Genomic DNA, 12,322 nt, shown 5'->3' with positions numbered 1-12,322 from the left:
ATTCCGTTAAACAGAATTAGACCGCCGATCGACTTTCACTGTCAAGTCCACCCATGCCCCGCAAAGCCCAGACCGAGTCGGTGTCCGACCTCAATGCCGCCCCCGGCGGCGCCGCCGCGGTCGACCGCGCGCTGAGCCTGCTGTCGGCTTTTCAGCCGGGCGACGAGGCCCTGTCGCTCGCGCAGTTCGCCGAGCGCACGCAGCTCTACAAGAGCACGGTGCTGCGGCTGCTGGCCTCGCTGGAGCACGCGCGGCTGATCCGCCGGCAGGACGACGGACGCTATGCGCTGGGCATGGAGATCGCGCGGTTGCACGGGCTGTACGCGGCGTCGCAATCGCTCGACCGCATCGTGCTGCCGGTGCTGCGCGCGCTGGCCGCGGCCACGGGCGAAAGCGCGGCGTACCACGTGCGGCAAGTCCAGGGCGACAGCTGGGCGCGGCTGTGCCAGTTCCGGGTCGATTCGTCGCACGTGGTGCGCGACCACGTGCGCGTGGGCGACCTGCTGCCCAACGACCGTGGCGCGGGCGCGCGGGTGCTGATCGCCTTCGGGCCCGAGGCCGAGCTGCCGCGCGGCGCGAAGGAGCGAAAGCTGTACGACGGCATTCGCGCGCACGGCTACTGCGCAGTGGTGGGCGACCGCACGGCCGAGCTGGCCGGCATCTCGGCGCCGGTGTTCCATGCGGACGGCAGCCTGGCCGCGGCCGTCACGCTGACGATGCCCACGCACCGCTACGACGAGCGCCACATCGAGCCCGTGCGCGCCGCGGCGAAGGAACTCGGCGGGCAGGTCTGACGCGGTCTTCGGTATTGCTCCTTCCCCTCCCGGGGGAAGGCTGGGATGGGGGCACGCGGCCTTCAAGCAGCGGCTGATCTTTGATACGCCGCTTGCCCCCACCCCGACCCTCCCCCAGCGGGGGAGGGAGAAACACAAACAAGGTCAGCGCAGCGCGGCGAGCAAAGCCTTGTTCTGATCCGGCAGGCCGACGCTCACGCGCAGCCACTCCGGCAGGCCGTAGGGGCCGAGCAGCGAAACCTCGATGCCCGCGGCCAGCAGCCGCGCGTGCACGGCCTGCGCATCGCCGACCTGCACCATCAGGAAGTTGCCCGACGACGGGATGTACGCCAGGCCCCGTTCGGTGAAGCCCGCGGCAAGCTGGTCGCGTCCGGCGGTGTTGAGTTCGTAGGTGCGCGCCAGAAAGTCCGCATCGCCCAGCGCGGCCACCGCCGCGGCCTGCGCCGGCGTGGTCACGTTGAAACGCGGGCGCTGCGCGTTCATGCGCAAGGCCAGCGGCGGCTGCGACACGCCGTAGCCGATGCGCAGCCCGGCCAGGCCGAAGGCCTTGGAAAAGGTGCGCGCCACGATCAGGTTCGGAAAGCGCCGCACCCACGCGATGCTGTCGTAGCGCTGCGCGGGTGACAGGTATTCGGTGTAGGCCTCGTCCAGCAGCACCGTCACGTGCGACGGCACCGACTGCAGGAAGGCCAGCAGGGGCCCGGCGTCGATGAAGGTGCCGGTCGGGTTGTTCGGGTTGGCGACGAACACCAGCCGCGTGTCGTCGCCGATGGCGGCGCGCATGGCGCCCAGGTCGTGGCCGAACGCGCGCGCCGGCACGACGGTGGCGCGCGCATGGGCGTGCGCCGCGGCCTGCGCATAGACGACGAAGCCGTACTGGGAATAGACGACGCCCTCGCCCGGCTTCACACTCACCTGCGCCGCCAGCTCGAGGATCTCGCTCGACCCGCTGCCCAGCGTGAGCCAGTCGGGCGGCACATCGAGCCGGGCCGCGAGCGCGTTCTTCAGCGCGGTGCCGTTGCTGTCGGGATAGTTGCCCGCGCCTTCGAGCGCCGCGGCGGCCGCGCGCCGGGCCGATTCGGGCATGCCGAGGGGGTTTTCGTTGGAGGCGAGGAGGATCGTGGGGATCATGGGAGCGAATCCGGATTCATTTAAGAAGTTAAATATATCCCGCGCATCCCGACGGCCCGTCAGTGCCTACCCTTTGCACACCGGGCCGCACGCCGCCGATTACATGCATTTTTGTCACAGATAAATCCCGCCGCCGGCTCTTACTGGCCAGCAAAGTATCGAATAAAGTTCGACCCAAGACTGCATCTTTCTCAAGGAGAACCCCCATGACTGCCCGCACCACCGCCCACGGACTCCAGGTCGCGACCGAGCTCCACCGCTTCATCGAAGACAAGGTCCTGCCCGCCACCGGCGTGGCCAGCGACGTGTTCTGGAAGGGCTTCGACGCCATCGTGAGCGACCTCGCTCCGAAGAACATCGCCCTGCTGGCCGAGCGCGACCGCCTGCAGGCCGAGCTCGACGGCTGGCACAAGAAGAACCCCGGCCCGATCAGCGACATGCCGGCGTACCGCGCCTTCCTCGAACAGATCGGCTACCTGCTGCCCGCCCCCAAGGGCGCCAAGGCCACCACCGAGAACGTCGACTCCGAACTCGCGCTGCAGGCCGGCCCGCAGCTGGTGGTGCCGATCCTGAACGCGCGCTATGCGCTCAACGCCGCCAACGCGCGCTGGGGCTCGCTGTACGACGCGCTCTACGGCACCGACGCGATTCCCGAAACCGACGGCGCTGAAAAGGGCAAGGGCTACAACCCCGTGCGCGGCGCCAAGGTCATTGCCTTCGCGCGCGATGTGCTCGACCAGGCCGCACCGCTGGCCAACGGCTCGCACAAGATGGCGACCGGCTACAGCGTGAAGGACGGCAAGCTCGTCGTCACCCTGCAGAGCAGCAGCACCGGCCTGGCCGACCCCGCGCAATTCATCGGCTACCAGGGCGATGCGGCCGCACCGTCTTCGGTGCTGCTCAAGCACAACGGCATTCACCTGGACATCCGCATCGACCGCAGCACCGCCATCGGCAAGACCGACGCGGCCGGCGTGAGCGACCTGGTCCTCGAAGCCGCGCTCTCGACCATCCTCGACCTGGAAGACTCCGTGGCCGTGGTCGACGCGGCCGACAAGGTGGTCGCGTACTCGAACTGGCTGGGCATCGTCGAAGGCTCGCTCACCGAGGAAGTCGCCAAGGGCGGCAAGACCTTCACGCGCGGCCTGAACCCCGACCGCGAATACACGGGCGCCAACGGCCAGCCCGTGAAGCTGCACGGCCGCTCGCTCATGTTCCTGCGCAATGTGGGCCACCTGATGACCAACCCGGCCGTGCTGTACGCCGGCGGCAAGGAGATTCCCGAAGGCATCCTCGATGCCGTGGTCACCACCACCATCGCCACCATCGACCTGAAGCGCAAGGGCAACTCGCGCACCGGCAGCATCTACATCGTCAAGCCCAAGATGCACGGCCCGGCCGAAGTGGCCTTCGCGAGCGAGCTGTTCGGCCGCGTCGAACAACTGCTCGGCCTGCCCGCCAACACCGTGAAGCTCGGCATCATGGACGAGGAGCGCCGCACCAGCGTCAACCTGAAGGCCTGCATCGCCGAGGCGGCTGCGCGCGTGGCCTTCATCAACACCGGTTTCCTCGACCGCACCGGCGACGAGATGCACACCGCCATGCAGGGCGGCCCGATGATCCGCAAGGGCGACATGAAGTCCAGCGCGTGGATCGGCGCTTATGAAAAGAACAACGTGCTGGTGGGCCTGTCGTGCGGCCTGCGCGGCAAGGCGCAGATCGGCAAGGGCATGTGGGCCATGCCCGACCTGATGGCCGCGATGCTCGAGCAGAAAATCGCCCACCCCAAGGCCGGCGCCAACACCGCCTGGGTGCCCTCGCCCACCGCCGCCACGCTGCATGCGCTGCACTACCACCAGGTGAGCGTGACCGCGGTGCAGCAGGAGCTGGAAAAGATCGACGCCGACGCAGAGCGCGACAACATCCTGAACGCGCTGCTGCAGGTGCCCATCGCGGCCGAGGCCAAGTGGACGGCCGAAGAGCGCCAGCAGGAAATCGACAACAACGTGCAGGGCATCCTGGGCTACGTGGTGCGCTGGATCGACCAGGGCGTGGGCTGCTCCAAGGTGCCCGACATCCACAACGTGGGCCTGATGGAAGACCGCGCCACGCTGCGCATCTCGAGCCAGCACATCGCCAACTGGCTGCTGCACGGCGTGGTGACCAAGGCGCAGGTCGACGAGACCTTCCAGCGCATGGCCAAGGTGGTGGACGAACAGAACGCGGGCGACGCGCAGTACCTGCCGATGGCCGGGCACTTCGATACCTCGGCGGCCTACAAGGCGGCGCAGGACCTGGTCTTCAAGGGCATCGAGCAGCCGAGCGGCTACACCGAGCCGCTGCTGCATGCGTGGCGCCTGAAGGTCAAGGGCGAGGCCTGATCCTTTCCCTGCCCGGCACCCCGCCGGGCTGGAGCGAACGAAGCGAACGAACGGCGCCCCTGGGCGCCGTTCTGCATGAAGGGCGGCATGCCATTAGCATCCATGCCGCTCTCTCTTCTTCCAGCGCCCTCCCCTCTCGATGAACACGAACGCGGCCCCGCCGCCCCCGCCGCGCCCCGGCCATGCCGCGCAGGCATCGCCTCCTCCCCGTCCCCGTTGGTCGTCTTCGGCAGCCGCCATGCTGGTCGCGCTGGCCTCGGCCTTTGCGCTGAGCCAGGCCTTCCGCACGGTCGGCGCCATGATGGCCACGCCGCTCACCGGCTACTTCGGACTCACGCCGCAGCAACTCGGCATGTGGGCGGGCACCTTTCACTTCGCCTTCGGCATCATGCAACTCGCGATGGGCGTGTCGATCGACATGTTCGGCGTGCGCCGCACCGTGCTCACCGCCTTCCCGTTGGCCGTCGCCGGCGCCGCGCTGTGCGCGGTGGCGCCGAACTACCACGCGCTGCTGCTGGGGCAGGCGCTGATCGGCATCGGCTGCGCGCCGGCCTTCCTGGCGTGCACGGTGTTCATCGCGCGGCACTTCGATGCCTCGCGCTTCACCGCCATGTCGGGGCTTGTGATGAGCATGGCCGGCCTGGGCATCGTGTTCACCGGCACGCCGCTGGCCTTGCTGATCGAGGCGGCGTCATGGCGCGCAGGCTATGCGGTGCTGGCCGGCTTCGCGGTGCTCTCGTGGCTGGTCATCTTCTGGCGCGTGCGCGAACCTGCGCGTGCGTCTGACCAGGCGGACCACGCGGATCCACAGGCTGCACCGGCCGAACGCAAGTCGCTGGGCAAGGCGGTGCGCGAACTGCTGCCGCTGTTCGCCATGCCCCACACGCTCGGCCTCGTGTGCTTCGCCTGCGTGTCGTACGCGGCGTTCATCACGCTGCGCGGCCTGTGGCTCGGGCCGGTGCTGCACGATCGCCACGGCCTGTCGCTGGTCGCCAGCGGCAACGTGGCGCTGGTGATGACGGTCGCCGGCATGATCAGCCCGGCGCTGTTCGGGCGCATGGACCCGGGCGGCGCACGGCGCGCCCGCTGGATGATGGGCTGCGCGCTCGCCGGCGCATTGATGTTCGCGGCCATGGCGTTCACGCATTCGAGCGCGATCGACATCGGCCTGCCGATCGTCTACGGCCTGCTCTCCGGCTACAGCGTGCTGCAGTACGCGTACACCAAGAACGCCTACCCCGCGGCCATGACGGGACGCGCCCTGGCGCTGATGAACATGGCCATGTTCCTCGGCGTGTCGCTCATGCAATGGACCACCGGTGTGGCTGCGTCGTGGGCCGTGGACCACGGCGCGGAGCCCTTCCGCGCGGTGTTCCTCACGGTGGCGGGCATGCTGGCCGCAGGCACCGTCGCGTTCTTTCTGCTGCCGCGCTCGCCGGACACCGCATCGGCGCCGGCCGCCTAGCGCCTTCACTGCCTGTCACCCAGCCGCGCACGCACTTCGCGGCGGTTGAGCTGGCGCTTGCCCACGGCGTAGACGAACGCGCGCGCATAGCTCACCGGCCGGTGCGACATGCCGGCCATGACGTGGCACACGCCGTGCCGCGTCACGAGGCAGCCGCGCATCACGTCGAAGCGCTTGTCGTCGTCGGTACCGTCCCCGCTGGGGGGAAACGGCGCCAGGCGAACCTCGAACCAGCAACCGTCGACGCGATGCCACTCGGTCAAGGCGTCGACGACGAGGCGATCCACGGCCTGCGTCTTGCCCTGCCCGACCGCCCGCTGCCGCGCCTTGAGTCGCAGCCGGTTGGGCAGCAGGATGCCGGTAGCCGGATGCACGAACAGCTCGACGCGCGAGGCATCGCTCAGCGGCACACGAGCAACGTCGCTCCACTGGCGTGAGCGCACCCACACCTGGCCGTCACGAAGCACCGCCCTGCGTTCGACGAAGTCGTCGATGTGCTCGAAGATGTGCGCCTGCACCGTGCTGCGCCGGTCGATGCCGCTGCACAGTTCGGCATACACCTTGTCCCACGGCCGGTGCACCTGCTTGTGCAGCCAGCGCCTGAGCGGCGCGAGGTTTTCGTTGAGCCCTTTCGGATGGCTGTAGCCCCGCGTCATGCCCAGGTGCGAGCCCCGTTCCTTGCTGTTGCGCCACTGGCGTCCGTCGCCCTGCACGCCGCCGCCGCGGCGCGGCCGCTCGACGATGACCTTGTCCATGTCTTCACGCATGCCGTCAGTCCTCCGCGTGCAGGCTGCGCGCCGCCTTCTGCAGCGCCACCTTCTGCGCACGCCGCTCCGCGCGGTGCGTGCGCAGGTGGCGGCCAGCGCCCTGGCTGGATTCGCCCCGGGCCATCGCGGCCACCACGGGATTGCGCGGTGCCGCCATGGGCACCGAAAAGTAAAACCGGCCCAGACGCTTGTCGTCGTCGCGGGCCCTTCGTTGAGCACTCATATGTGCGCACACTCCAGAAACAAGAAAGCCCCGGCGAATGGCTGCGCGGGGCCTTTGTCGTCAGGGCCTCGGGCGGATGCATGGGTGCACATCCGGCCGGGGCGGTCGGTGTGCGGGTCAGGTGTTCAGGAAACGGTTCATTGATTGCGTTGAGCGCCCGGGAGGTCGATCGTCACCAGGCGCGGTGAAAAGAAACTGTTGCTGAAAAACGAAGGGCGGATTCTGGCGAGCACGCGCGCGATGCGCAAGCGCGCCCTGCGCGGCTGTGGCGCAAAGCCGACGCGCAACAAATCTGAAACCGGCTGCGAATCCAAACGCCAAGCGCCCCCGTATTCGATCCAAGCGCATCGCGCCTCCGAGCTGTTGGCGGTTTCCACAGACACCTCAAGAACCATTCTTTCCAGGAGCCTCCAATGAAAAAACTCATGATTGCAGTCGGCGTTTCGGTCTTGCTCGGCGCTTGCGCGGGCGGCATGGGCATGAGCGGCAGCGGCAGCACCGGCATGACGTCGAACCCGATGGTCGGCGGCGCCGCGATGTACCCGACGAAGGACATCGTCGACAACGCCGTGAACTCGAAGGACCACACCACGCTGGTGGCTGCAGTGAAGGCCGCCGGCCTGGTCGACACGCTCAAGAGCCCCGGCCCGTTCACCGTGTTCGCACCGACCAACGCGGCCTTCGCCGCACTGCCGGCCGGCACCGTCGACACGCTGCTCAAGCCCGAGAACAAGGCCACGCTGACCAAGGTGCTGACGTACCACGTGGTGCCCGGCAAGATGGACGGCCCCGCCCTGATGAGCGCCATCAACGCAGGCGGCGGCAAGGCCGTGCTGAAGACCGCCAGCGGCGGCACGCTGACCGCCACGATGAGCGGCGGCAACGTGCTGGTGACCGACGCCAAGGGCGGCACGGCGATGGTGACCATCGCCAACGTGTACCAGTCGAACGGCGTGATCCACGTCGTGAACAAGGTGCTGCTGCCGGGTTGATTCTTTCCCGGCGAGGCACCGGCGCGGCGGGCCTTCAGGTTTGCTGCGCAGCCTCTGCCTCGTCGCGCAGCCACTGCGCGAACTCGAGCGCGTCGCGGTTGCCTGCGGCGCGCTTTGCTGTTTCCACGAAGTAGCCGCGCCGCGACACGGCCTGCTCGCCCAGCGGCGCCACCAGCCGGCCCTCGCGCAGCAGTTCACGCAGCAAGGGCAGGCGCCCGATCACCACGCCCTGCCCCGCCACCGCGGCGGCCACCGCATCGGCGTACTGCGTGAAGCGCAACGTGCTCTTCATGCGCAGGTCTTCCAGCCCCATCACCTTGAGCCAGGGCTCCCAGTCGGCCAGGGGCGCCTCGCTGTGGTCGGGATAGTCGACCGTCAGCAGCGTGAGCGTGGCCAGGTCGGCAGGCACGCGCAAGGCATCGGCCAGCGCGGGCGAACACAGCGGCACCACCGACTCCTCGAACAGCGCCGGCCCCACCCCCTTGCCGACGGGCATGAGCCGCACCGCGACGTCGATGCGGCTGCGCTCCATGTCGAGCACGTCCAGCGTGGCCGACACGCGCACGTCGACCTGCGGGTGGTTGCCGGTGAAGCGCGCAAGACGCGGAATGAGCCACAGCGACGCGAAGCCCGGCGTGGTGGTGATCGCGACCTGGCGCGGCGCGGAGGCCGCGCGCACGCGTGCGGTGGCGTCGCGCAGCCGCTCCAGGCTGTCGGTGACGGCGCGCTGCAGCACGCCGCCGGCCTCGGTGAGCGCAAGCGCGCGGTGCCGGCGCTCGAACAGCGGCACGCCCAGGCTGGCTTCCAGCTGCTGGATCTGCCGGCTCACGGCCGATTGCGTCAGGTGCAGTTCGCCGGCCGCCAGCGTGAAGCTCAACCGGCGCGCGGCCGCCTCGAAACTGCGCAGCAACTCGAGCGGCGGCAGTTCGGCGGTGGAGGCTTTCGCATTCTCTGGATGCATGCAACAAGTTCCGAATGACCGTGTGTAAAGGCAAGCTCGGCTCACTATATTCATTCGTATCACGAATGCAATGGAGCTTGCCATGAGCACCGCCCGCCTTTCTTCCTACCCCTTGTCCTATCCGTCTTCGGACGCCTCCCGCTTCCACGTCAGCCTGCCGCACCGCGCCGTCTTCGCCGTGCCCGACGGCGCCGGCGTGGGCATCGAATGCCGCAGCGGCTCGGTCTGGGTGACGCTGGACCGCGACCCGCGCGACATCGTGCTCGCACCCGGCGAGCGCTTCGAAAGCACCGACCACCGGCGCGTGCTGGTCTCCGCGCTGGAGGCGTCGTGCATCACCGTGTCGGACGCGCAAGCCGCCGCGATCCCCCTGACGCGGCGCACGCCGGCGCGGTCGCCTTGGCGACTCCTGTCCCACGGGTTGTCCCCGGCTTGACCGGACCCCATGGGCATCGAACCATCGATGCCCATGGGTCACTGCGCTTCGAAGGCCGCCGTCGTCTGTGACGGGCGGCCTTCCTGCCTTGGGGCACCCCGCATTCCCGTTACCTGAAGGACTTGAACATGGCAGAGGCATACATCGTGGCCGCGGCACGCACGGCCGGCGGCCGGCGCGGCGGCAAGCTCGCGGGCTGGCACCCGGCCGACCTGGCGGCGCAGGTGATCGACGCGCTGGTGGCGCGCAGCGGCATCGACCCCGCGGCGGTGGAGGACGTGATCCTGGGCTGCGTGAGCCAGGTGGGCGAACAGGCGACCAACATCGCGCGCAATGCGGTGCTGGCGTCGAAGCTGCCCGAGTCGGTGCCGGGCACCTCGGTCGACCGGCAGTGCGGCTCGTCGCAGCAGGCGCTGCACTTCGCGGCGCAGGCCGTGATGTCGGGCGCGATGGACGCGGTGATCGCGGGCGGCGTCGAGAGCATGACGCGCGTGCCCATGTTCACGCCCAATGCGCTGCCGGCCAAGGCGGGCCTGGGCACCTACATGAGCCCGGCGATGAAGGCGCGCTATCCCGGCGTGGAGTTCAGCCAGTTCACCGGCGCGGAGATGATCGCGCGCAACTACGGCATCGAGAAAGACGCGCTGGACCGCTACGCCTTCGAAAGCCACCGGCGCGCCATTGCCGCGAGCCGCGCGGGCGCGTTCACCGACGAGATCGTGCCGATCGAGATCCTCTCGGCCGACGGAACCAGCACCGGCGAACAGCACCTGGTGGACGAAGGCATCCGCTTCGAGGCCACGCTGGAAGGCATTGCGGGCGTGAAGCTCATCGCCGAGGGCGGGCGCTGCACCGCCGCCACCGCCAGCCAGATCTGCGACGGCGCCAGCGGCGTGCTGGTGGTCAACGAGCGCGGCCTGAAGGCACTGGGCGTGAAGCCGCTGGCGCGCATCCACCACATGAGCGTGATGGGGCACGACCCGGTGATCATGCTGGAGGCACCGCTGCCCGCCACGCAGCGCGCGCTGAAGAAGGCCGGCATGAACATCGCCGACATCGACCTGTACGAAGTGAACGAGGCCTTCGCGCCCGTGCCCATCGCCTGGCTGCAGGCGCTCGATGCCGACCCGGCGCGGCTGAACGTGAACGGCGGCGCCATCGCGCTGGGCCATCCGCTGGGCGCCTCGGGCACCAAGCTGATGACCACGCTGATCCATGCGCTCGGCCAGCGCGGCAAGCGCTACGGCCTGCAGACCATGTGCGAAGGCGGCGGCATGGCCAACGTGACCATCGTCGAGAGGCTGTGATGGCCGAGCCGCAATTCATCCTGTACGACCTGACCGACGGCATCGCGACGCTCACGCTGAACCTGCCCGCCAAGCTCAACCCGATCGCGCGCGAGCTGCAGGTCGAACTGCGCGACGCGCTGGAGCGCATCCGCGACGACCGCGCGGTGCGCGCCGTGATCCTCACGGGCGCGGGCAAGGCCTTCTGCGTGGGCGCGGACCTGAGTGCGATGGCGCCGGGCGAGGCCGGCAAGTCGCTCGGCACGCAGACCGCCGAGGCGATGCAGGCGTTGAGCAACCCGCTCATCGAAACGCTGCGCACGCTGCCCGTGCCGGTGGTGGCCGCGGTGAACGGACCGGCGGCGGGTGCGGGCGTGGGCCTGGCGCTGGCGGCCGACGTGACCATTGCGGCGCGCAGCGCCTACTTCTACCTGCCCTTCCTGCCCAAGCTGGGCATCGTGCCGGACCTGGGCTGCACCTGGGCCATTCCGCGCCTCGCCGGCAAGGCGCGCGCGATGGGCATGGCACTGCTCGACGAGCGCCTGAGCGCGGGGCGCGCGGTGCAATGGGGCCTGATCTGGGCCTGCGCCGACGACGAGCAACTGATGGACGAAGCACGCGCCATCGCGCAGCGCCTGGCACGGCTGCCCGCGCACGCGGTGGTCGAGGCGCGCGAAGCCTTCGAGGCCGCCGAGCGCCACACGCTCAAGGAACAGCTGCACTACGAAAGCGAGCGCCAGCGCGTGCTGATCGACGGACCCAGCTTCCGCGAAGGCGTGAGCGCCTTCCTGCAGAAGCGCGCCCCCGAGTTCCCGAGCCGCTGAACGGCAGGCCCCACCGTGCGCCTGTGAGCCCGGGGGCGTGTCAATGAGACCGCTGCGCGATCTCGTCGGCACCGATCAGCTCGGCCACCATCACCGTGCCGGGGCCGTCGAGAAAGTACTCGGTCGCGGCCGGTGCGCGCACCCGCATGAAGCGGTCTTCGCCCACCTGCATGGTGTGGCCCGGCCCCATGTCCGCGCCGCTGTCGACCAGGTAGCGCAGGACATTGCCGAACAGCTGGAAGTACGTCTCGCCCTCGTGATGGCCTTCGGCCAGCACGGCGAAGTCGGGATGGCCGAAGCGGTCGGCGCCATGGGTGCGCATCCACACGCCCTGGACGCCTTCGACCTCGTACTTGACGAAGCCGCAGTACAGCGCGGGCAGGTCGAGCTCGCGCAGCAGCTCGATGCGGTCCCCCTCGACCTCGGCGTCGAACACGCCCGCCGGCATCGAGGTGCGGGCCGCCTCGTTCACCACCGCCAGCGCACCGAGGCGGGCCAGCGCGCCGGCCACGGTGGCCAGCGCCACGTACTGCTCGAGCACCGAGGCCTCGCGCCCGGCGTAGTAGAGGATCACGTGGCCGCGGTGGGCACGCACCTGCGCCTTGAGTTCCTGCGGGTAGTGCGCCGGCGCGACGCAGGGCTCGAGCGCGTCGGCCGGCATCGGCGCATCGAAGCCGACCAGCCGCACCACGTGCTTTCGCCAGCCCACCAGCGCGATGAAGGCGCCCGGGTCGGGCGAGATCTCGCAACGCGCGTCGCCGGTCGACCGGTGGTAGGCGCGCAGCGCCTGGCCGAGCGCGGCGATGTCGATCTTCTGCGAATCGGGGAACAGGACCGTCAGCGCGACGGGATCTTCCAGATCGGGGTTCGCCACCAGCGCGCCAGCGTCGGCCGGCTCGTCCTTGCGGCCGAAGAAACGGGAAAAGATGCTCACTCGAGGACTCCTTGGATTGCTCTGCAGCACCGGTGCACGGCGCACAAGGAAAAGAACTGTAATCGCGCCCGGATCGCCGGCCCGGCCATTGGCCTGCGGACGGCGATTGCGCCAGAATGGCCCTCCCT

Annotated in this window: 13 protein-coding genes; 7 read left to right on the top strand and 6 right to left on the bottom strand. The window is 69.3% G+C overall.

The features are described 5' to 3' along the window. Positions 1-53: 53 nt before the first annotated feature. Positions 54-794, top strand: a complete 741-nt coding sequence (locus AC1DJH_RS16910; RefSeq protein WP_478186458.1) for an IclR family transcriptional regulator — start codon at positions 54-56, stop codon at positions 792-794. Between the two features lie 144 nt (positions 795-938). On the opposite strand, the gene hisC is transcribed toward AC1DJH_RS16910, so the two are convergent. Continuing rightward, the gene (hisC, locus tag AC1DJH_RS16905; protein ID WP_478186457.1) at positions 939-1,925 is read right to left on the bottom strand and encodes a histidinol-phosphate transaminase; all 987 of its coding nucleotides are present in this window, start codon (positions 1,923-1,925) and stop codon (positions 939-941) included. Positions 1,926-2,131: 206 nt separating this feature from the next. Here hisC and AC1DJH_RS16900 point away from each other — a divergent pair, with 206 nt between their 5' ends. Further along, positions 2,132-4,306: a malate synthase G gene (locus AC1DJH_RS16900; RefSeq protein ID WP_478186456.1), complete on the top strand. Its 2,175-nt coding sequence runs from the start codon at positions 2,132-2,134 to the stop codon at positions 4,304-4,306. Between the two features lie 139 nt (positions 4,307-4,445). Beyond that, on the top strand, positions 4,446-5,771 hold the full coding sequence (locus AC1DJH_RS16895) for an MFS transporter (protein WP_478186455.1): 1,326 nt from the start codon (positions 4,446-4,448) through the stop codon (positions 5,769-5,771). Between the two features lie 5 nt (positions 5,772-5,776). On the opposite strand, the gene AC1DJH_RS16890 is transcribed toward AC1DJH_RS16895, so the two are convergent. The 3 genes from AC1DJH_RS16890 to AC1DJH_RS16880 form a co-directional block, all read right to left on the bottom strand. Then, the gene (locus AC1DJH_RS16890; RefSeq protein WP_478186454.1) at positions 5,777-6,538 is read right to left on the bottom strand and encodes a hypothetical protein; all 762 of its coding nucleotides are present in this window, start codon (positions 6,536-6,538) and stop codon (positions 5,777-5,779) included. Positions 6,539-6,542: 4 nt separating this feature from the next. Further along, the gene (locus AC1DJH_RS16885; protein ID WP_478186453.1) at positions 6,543-6,761 is read right to left on the bottom strand and encodes a hypothetical protein; all 219 of its coding nucleotides are present in this window, start codon (positions 6,759-6,761) and stop codon (positions 6,543-6,545) included. A gap of 137 nt (positions 6,762-6,898) precedes the next feature. Further along, positions 6,899-7,138, bottom strand: a complete 240-nt coding sequence (locus tag AC1DJH_RS16880; protein ID WP_478186452.1) for a hypothetical protein — start codon at positions 7,136-7,138, stop codon at positions 6,899-6,901. A 36-nt stretch (positions 7,139-7,174) separates the two neighbouring features. On the opposite strand from AC1DJH_RS16880, the gene AC1DJH_RS16875 reads away from it, so the two are divergent. Next, entirely contained in the window at positions 7,175-7,753 is a 579-nt protein-coding gene (locus AC1DJH_RS16875; RefSeq protein ID WP_435438993.1) for a fasciclin domain-containing protein, read from the top strand. A 34-nt stretch (positions 7,754-7,787) separates the two neighbouring features. Here AC1DJH_RS16875 and AC1DJH_RS16870 read toward each other — a convergent pair whose 3' ends face one another. Further along, positions 7,788-8,714 (bottom strand): LysR substrate-binding domain-containing protein, encoded by a 927-nt coding sequence (locus tag AC1DJH_RS16870; protein WP_478186451.1) that lies wholly within the window; start codon positions 8,712-8,714, stop codon positions 7,788-7,790. Positions 8,715-8,796: 82 nt separating this feature from the next. Between AC1DJH_RS16870 and AC1DJH_RS16865 the strand changes: the two genes are divergently transcribed. The 3 genes from AC1DJH_RS16865 (at position 8,797) to AC1DJH_RS16855 (ending at position 11,260) form a co-directional block, all read left to right on the top strand. Further along, the gene (locus AC1DJH_RS16865) at positions 8,797-9,150 is read left to right on the top strand and encodes a DUF2917 domain-containing protein (RefSeq protein WP_478186450.1); all 354 of its coding nucleotides are present in this window, start codon (positions 8,797-8,799) and stop codon (positions 9,148-9,150) included. 128 nt (positions 9,151-9,278) lie between these two features. Continuing rightward, positions 9,279-10,457, top strand: coding sequence for an acetyl-CoA C-acetyltransferase (locus AC1DJH_RS16860; RefSeq protein ID WP_478186449.1), 1,179 nt, complete (start codon positions 9,279-9,281; stop codon positions 10,455-10,457). Beyond that, the gene (locus tag AC1DJH_RS16855) at positions 10,457-11,260 is read left to right on the top strand and encodes an enoyl-CoA hydratase-related protein (protein WP_478186448.1); all 804 of its coding nucleotides are present in this window, start codon (positions 10,457-10,459) and stop codon (positions 11,258-11,260) included. The genes AC1DJH_RS16860 and AC1DJH_RS16855 overlap by 1 nt, the downstream gene beginning before the upstream one ends. 40 nt (positions 11,261-11,300) lie before the next feature. Here the strand turns inward: AC1DJH_RS16855 and AC1DJH_RS16850 are convergent, their stop codons facing one another. Further along, on the bottom strand, positions 11,301-12,194 hold the full coding sequence (locus AC1DJH_RS16850; protein WP_478186447.1) for a DUF4261 domain-containing protein: 894 nt from the start codon (positions 12,192-12,194) through the stop codon (positions 11,301-11,303). Positions 12,195-12,322 lie beyond the last annotated feature (128 nt).

This window comes from Variovorax sp. 10N412 (assembly GCF_056394985.1).
Note: the sequence above shows the minus strand (reverse complement) of the source record. Positions and strands in the feature narration are given on the sequence as shown.

Coding starts and splice junctions, on each gene's coding strand:
- AC1DJH_RS16910 (WP_478186458.1), top strand. CDS start 54: ATGCCCCGCAAAGCCCAGACCGAGTCGGTGTCCGACCTCAATGCCGCC.
- hisC (WP_478186457.1), bottom strand. CDS start 1,925: ATGATCCCCACGATCCTCCTCGCCTCCAACGAAAACCCCCTCGGCATG.
- AC1DJH_RS16900 (WP_478186456.1), top strand. CDS start 2,132: ATGACTGCCCGCACCACCGCCCACGGACTCCAGGTCGCGACCGAGCTC.
- AC1DJH_RS16895 (WP_478186455.1), top strand. CDS start 4,446: ATGAACACGAACGCGGCCCCGCCGCCCCCGCCGCGCCCCGGCCATGCC.
- AC1DJH_RS16890 (WP_478186454.1), bottom strand. CDS start 6,538: ATGCGTGAAGACATGGACAAGGTCATCGTCGAGCGGCCGCGCCGCGGC.
- AC1DJH_RS16885 (WP_478186453.1), bottom strand. CDS start 6,761: ATGAGTGCTCAACGAAGGGCCCGCGACGACGACAAGCGTCTGGGCCGG.
- AC1DJH_RS16875 (WP_435438993.1), top strand. CDS start 7,175: ATGAAAAAACTCATGATTGCAGTCGGCGTTTCGGTCTTGCTCGGCGCT.
- AC1DJH_RS16870 (WP_478186451.1), bottom strand. CDS start 8,714: ATGCATCCAGAGAATGCGAAAGCCTCCACCGCCGAACTGCCGCCGCTC.
- AC1DJH_RS16865 (WP_478186450.1), top strand. CDS start 8,797: ATGAGCACCGCCCGCCTTTCTTCCTACCCCTTGTCCTATCCGTCTTCG.
- AC1DJH_RS16860 (WP_478186449.1), top strand. CDS start 9,279: ATGGCAGAGGCATACATCGTGGCCGCGGCACGCACGGCCGGCGGCCGG.
- AC1DJH_RS16855 (WP_478186448.1), top strand. CDS start 10,457: ATGGCCGAGCCGCAATTCATCCTGTACGACCTGACCGACGGCATCGCG.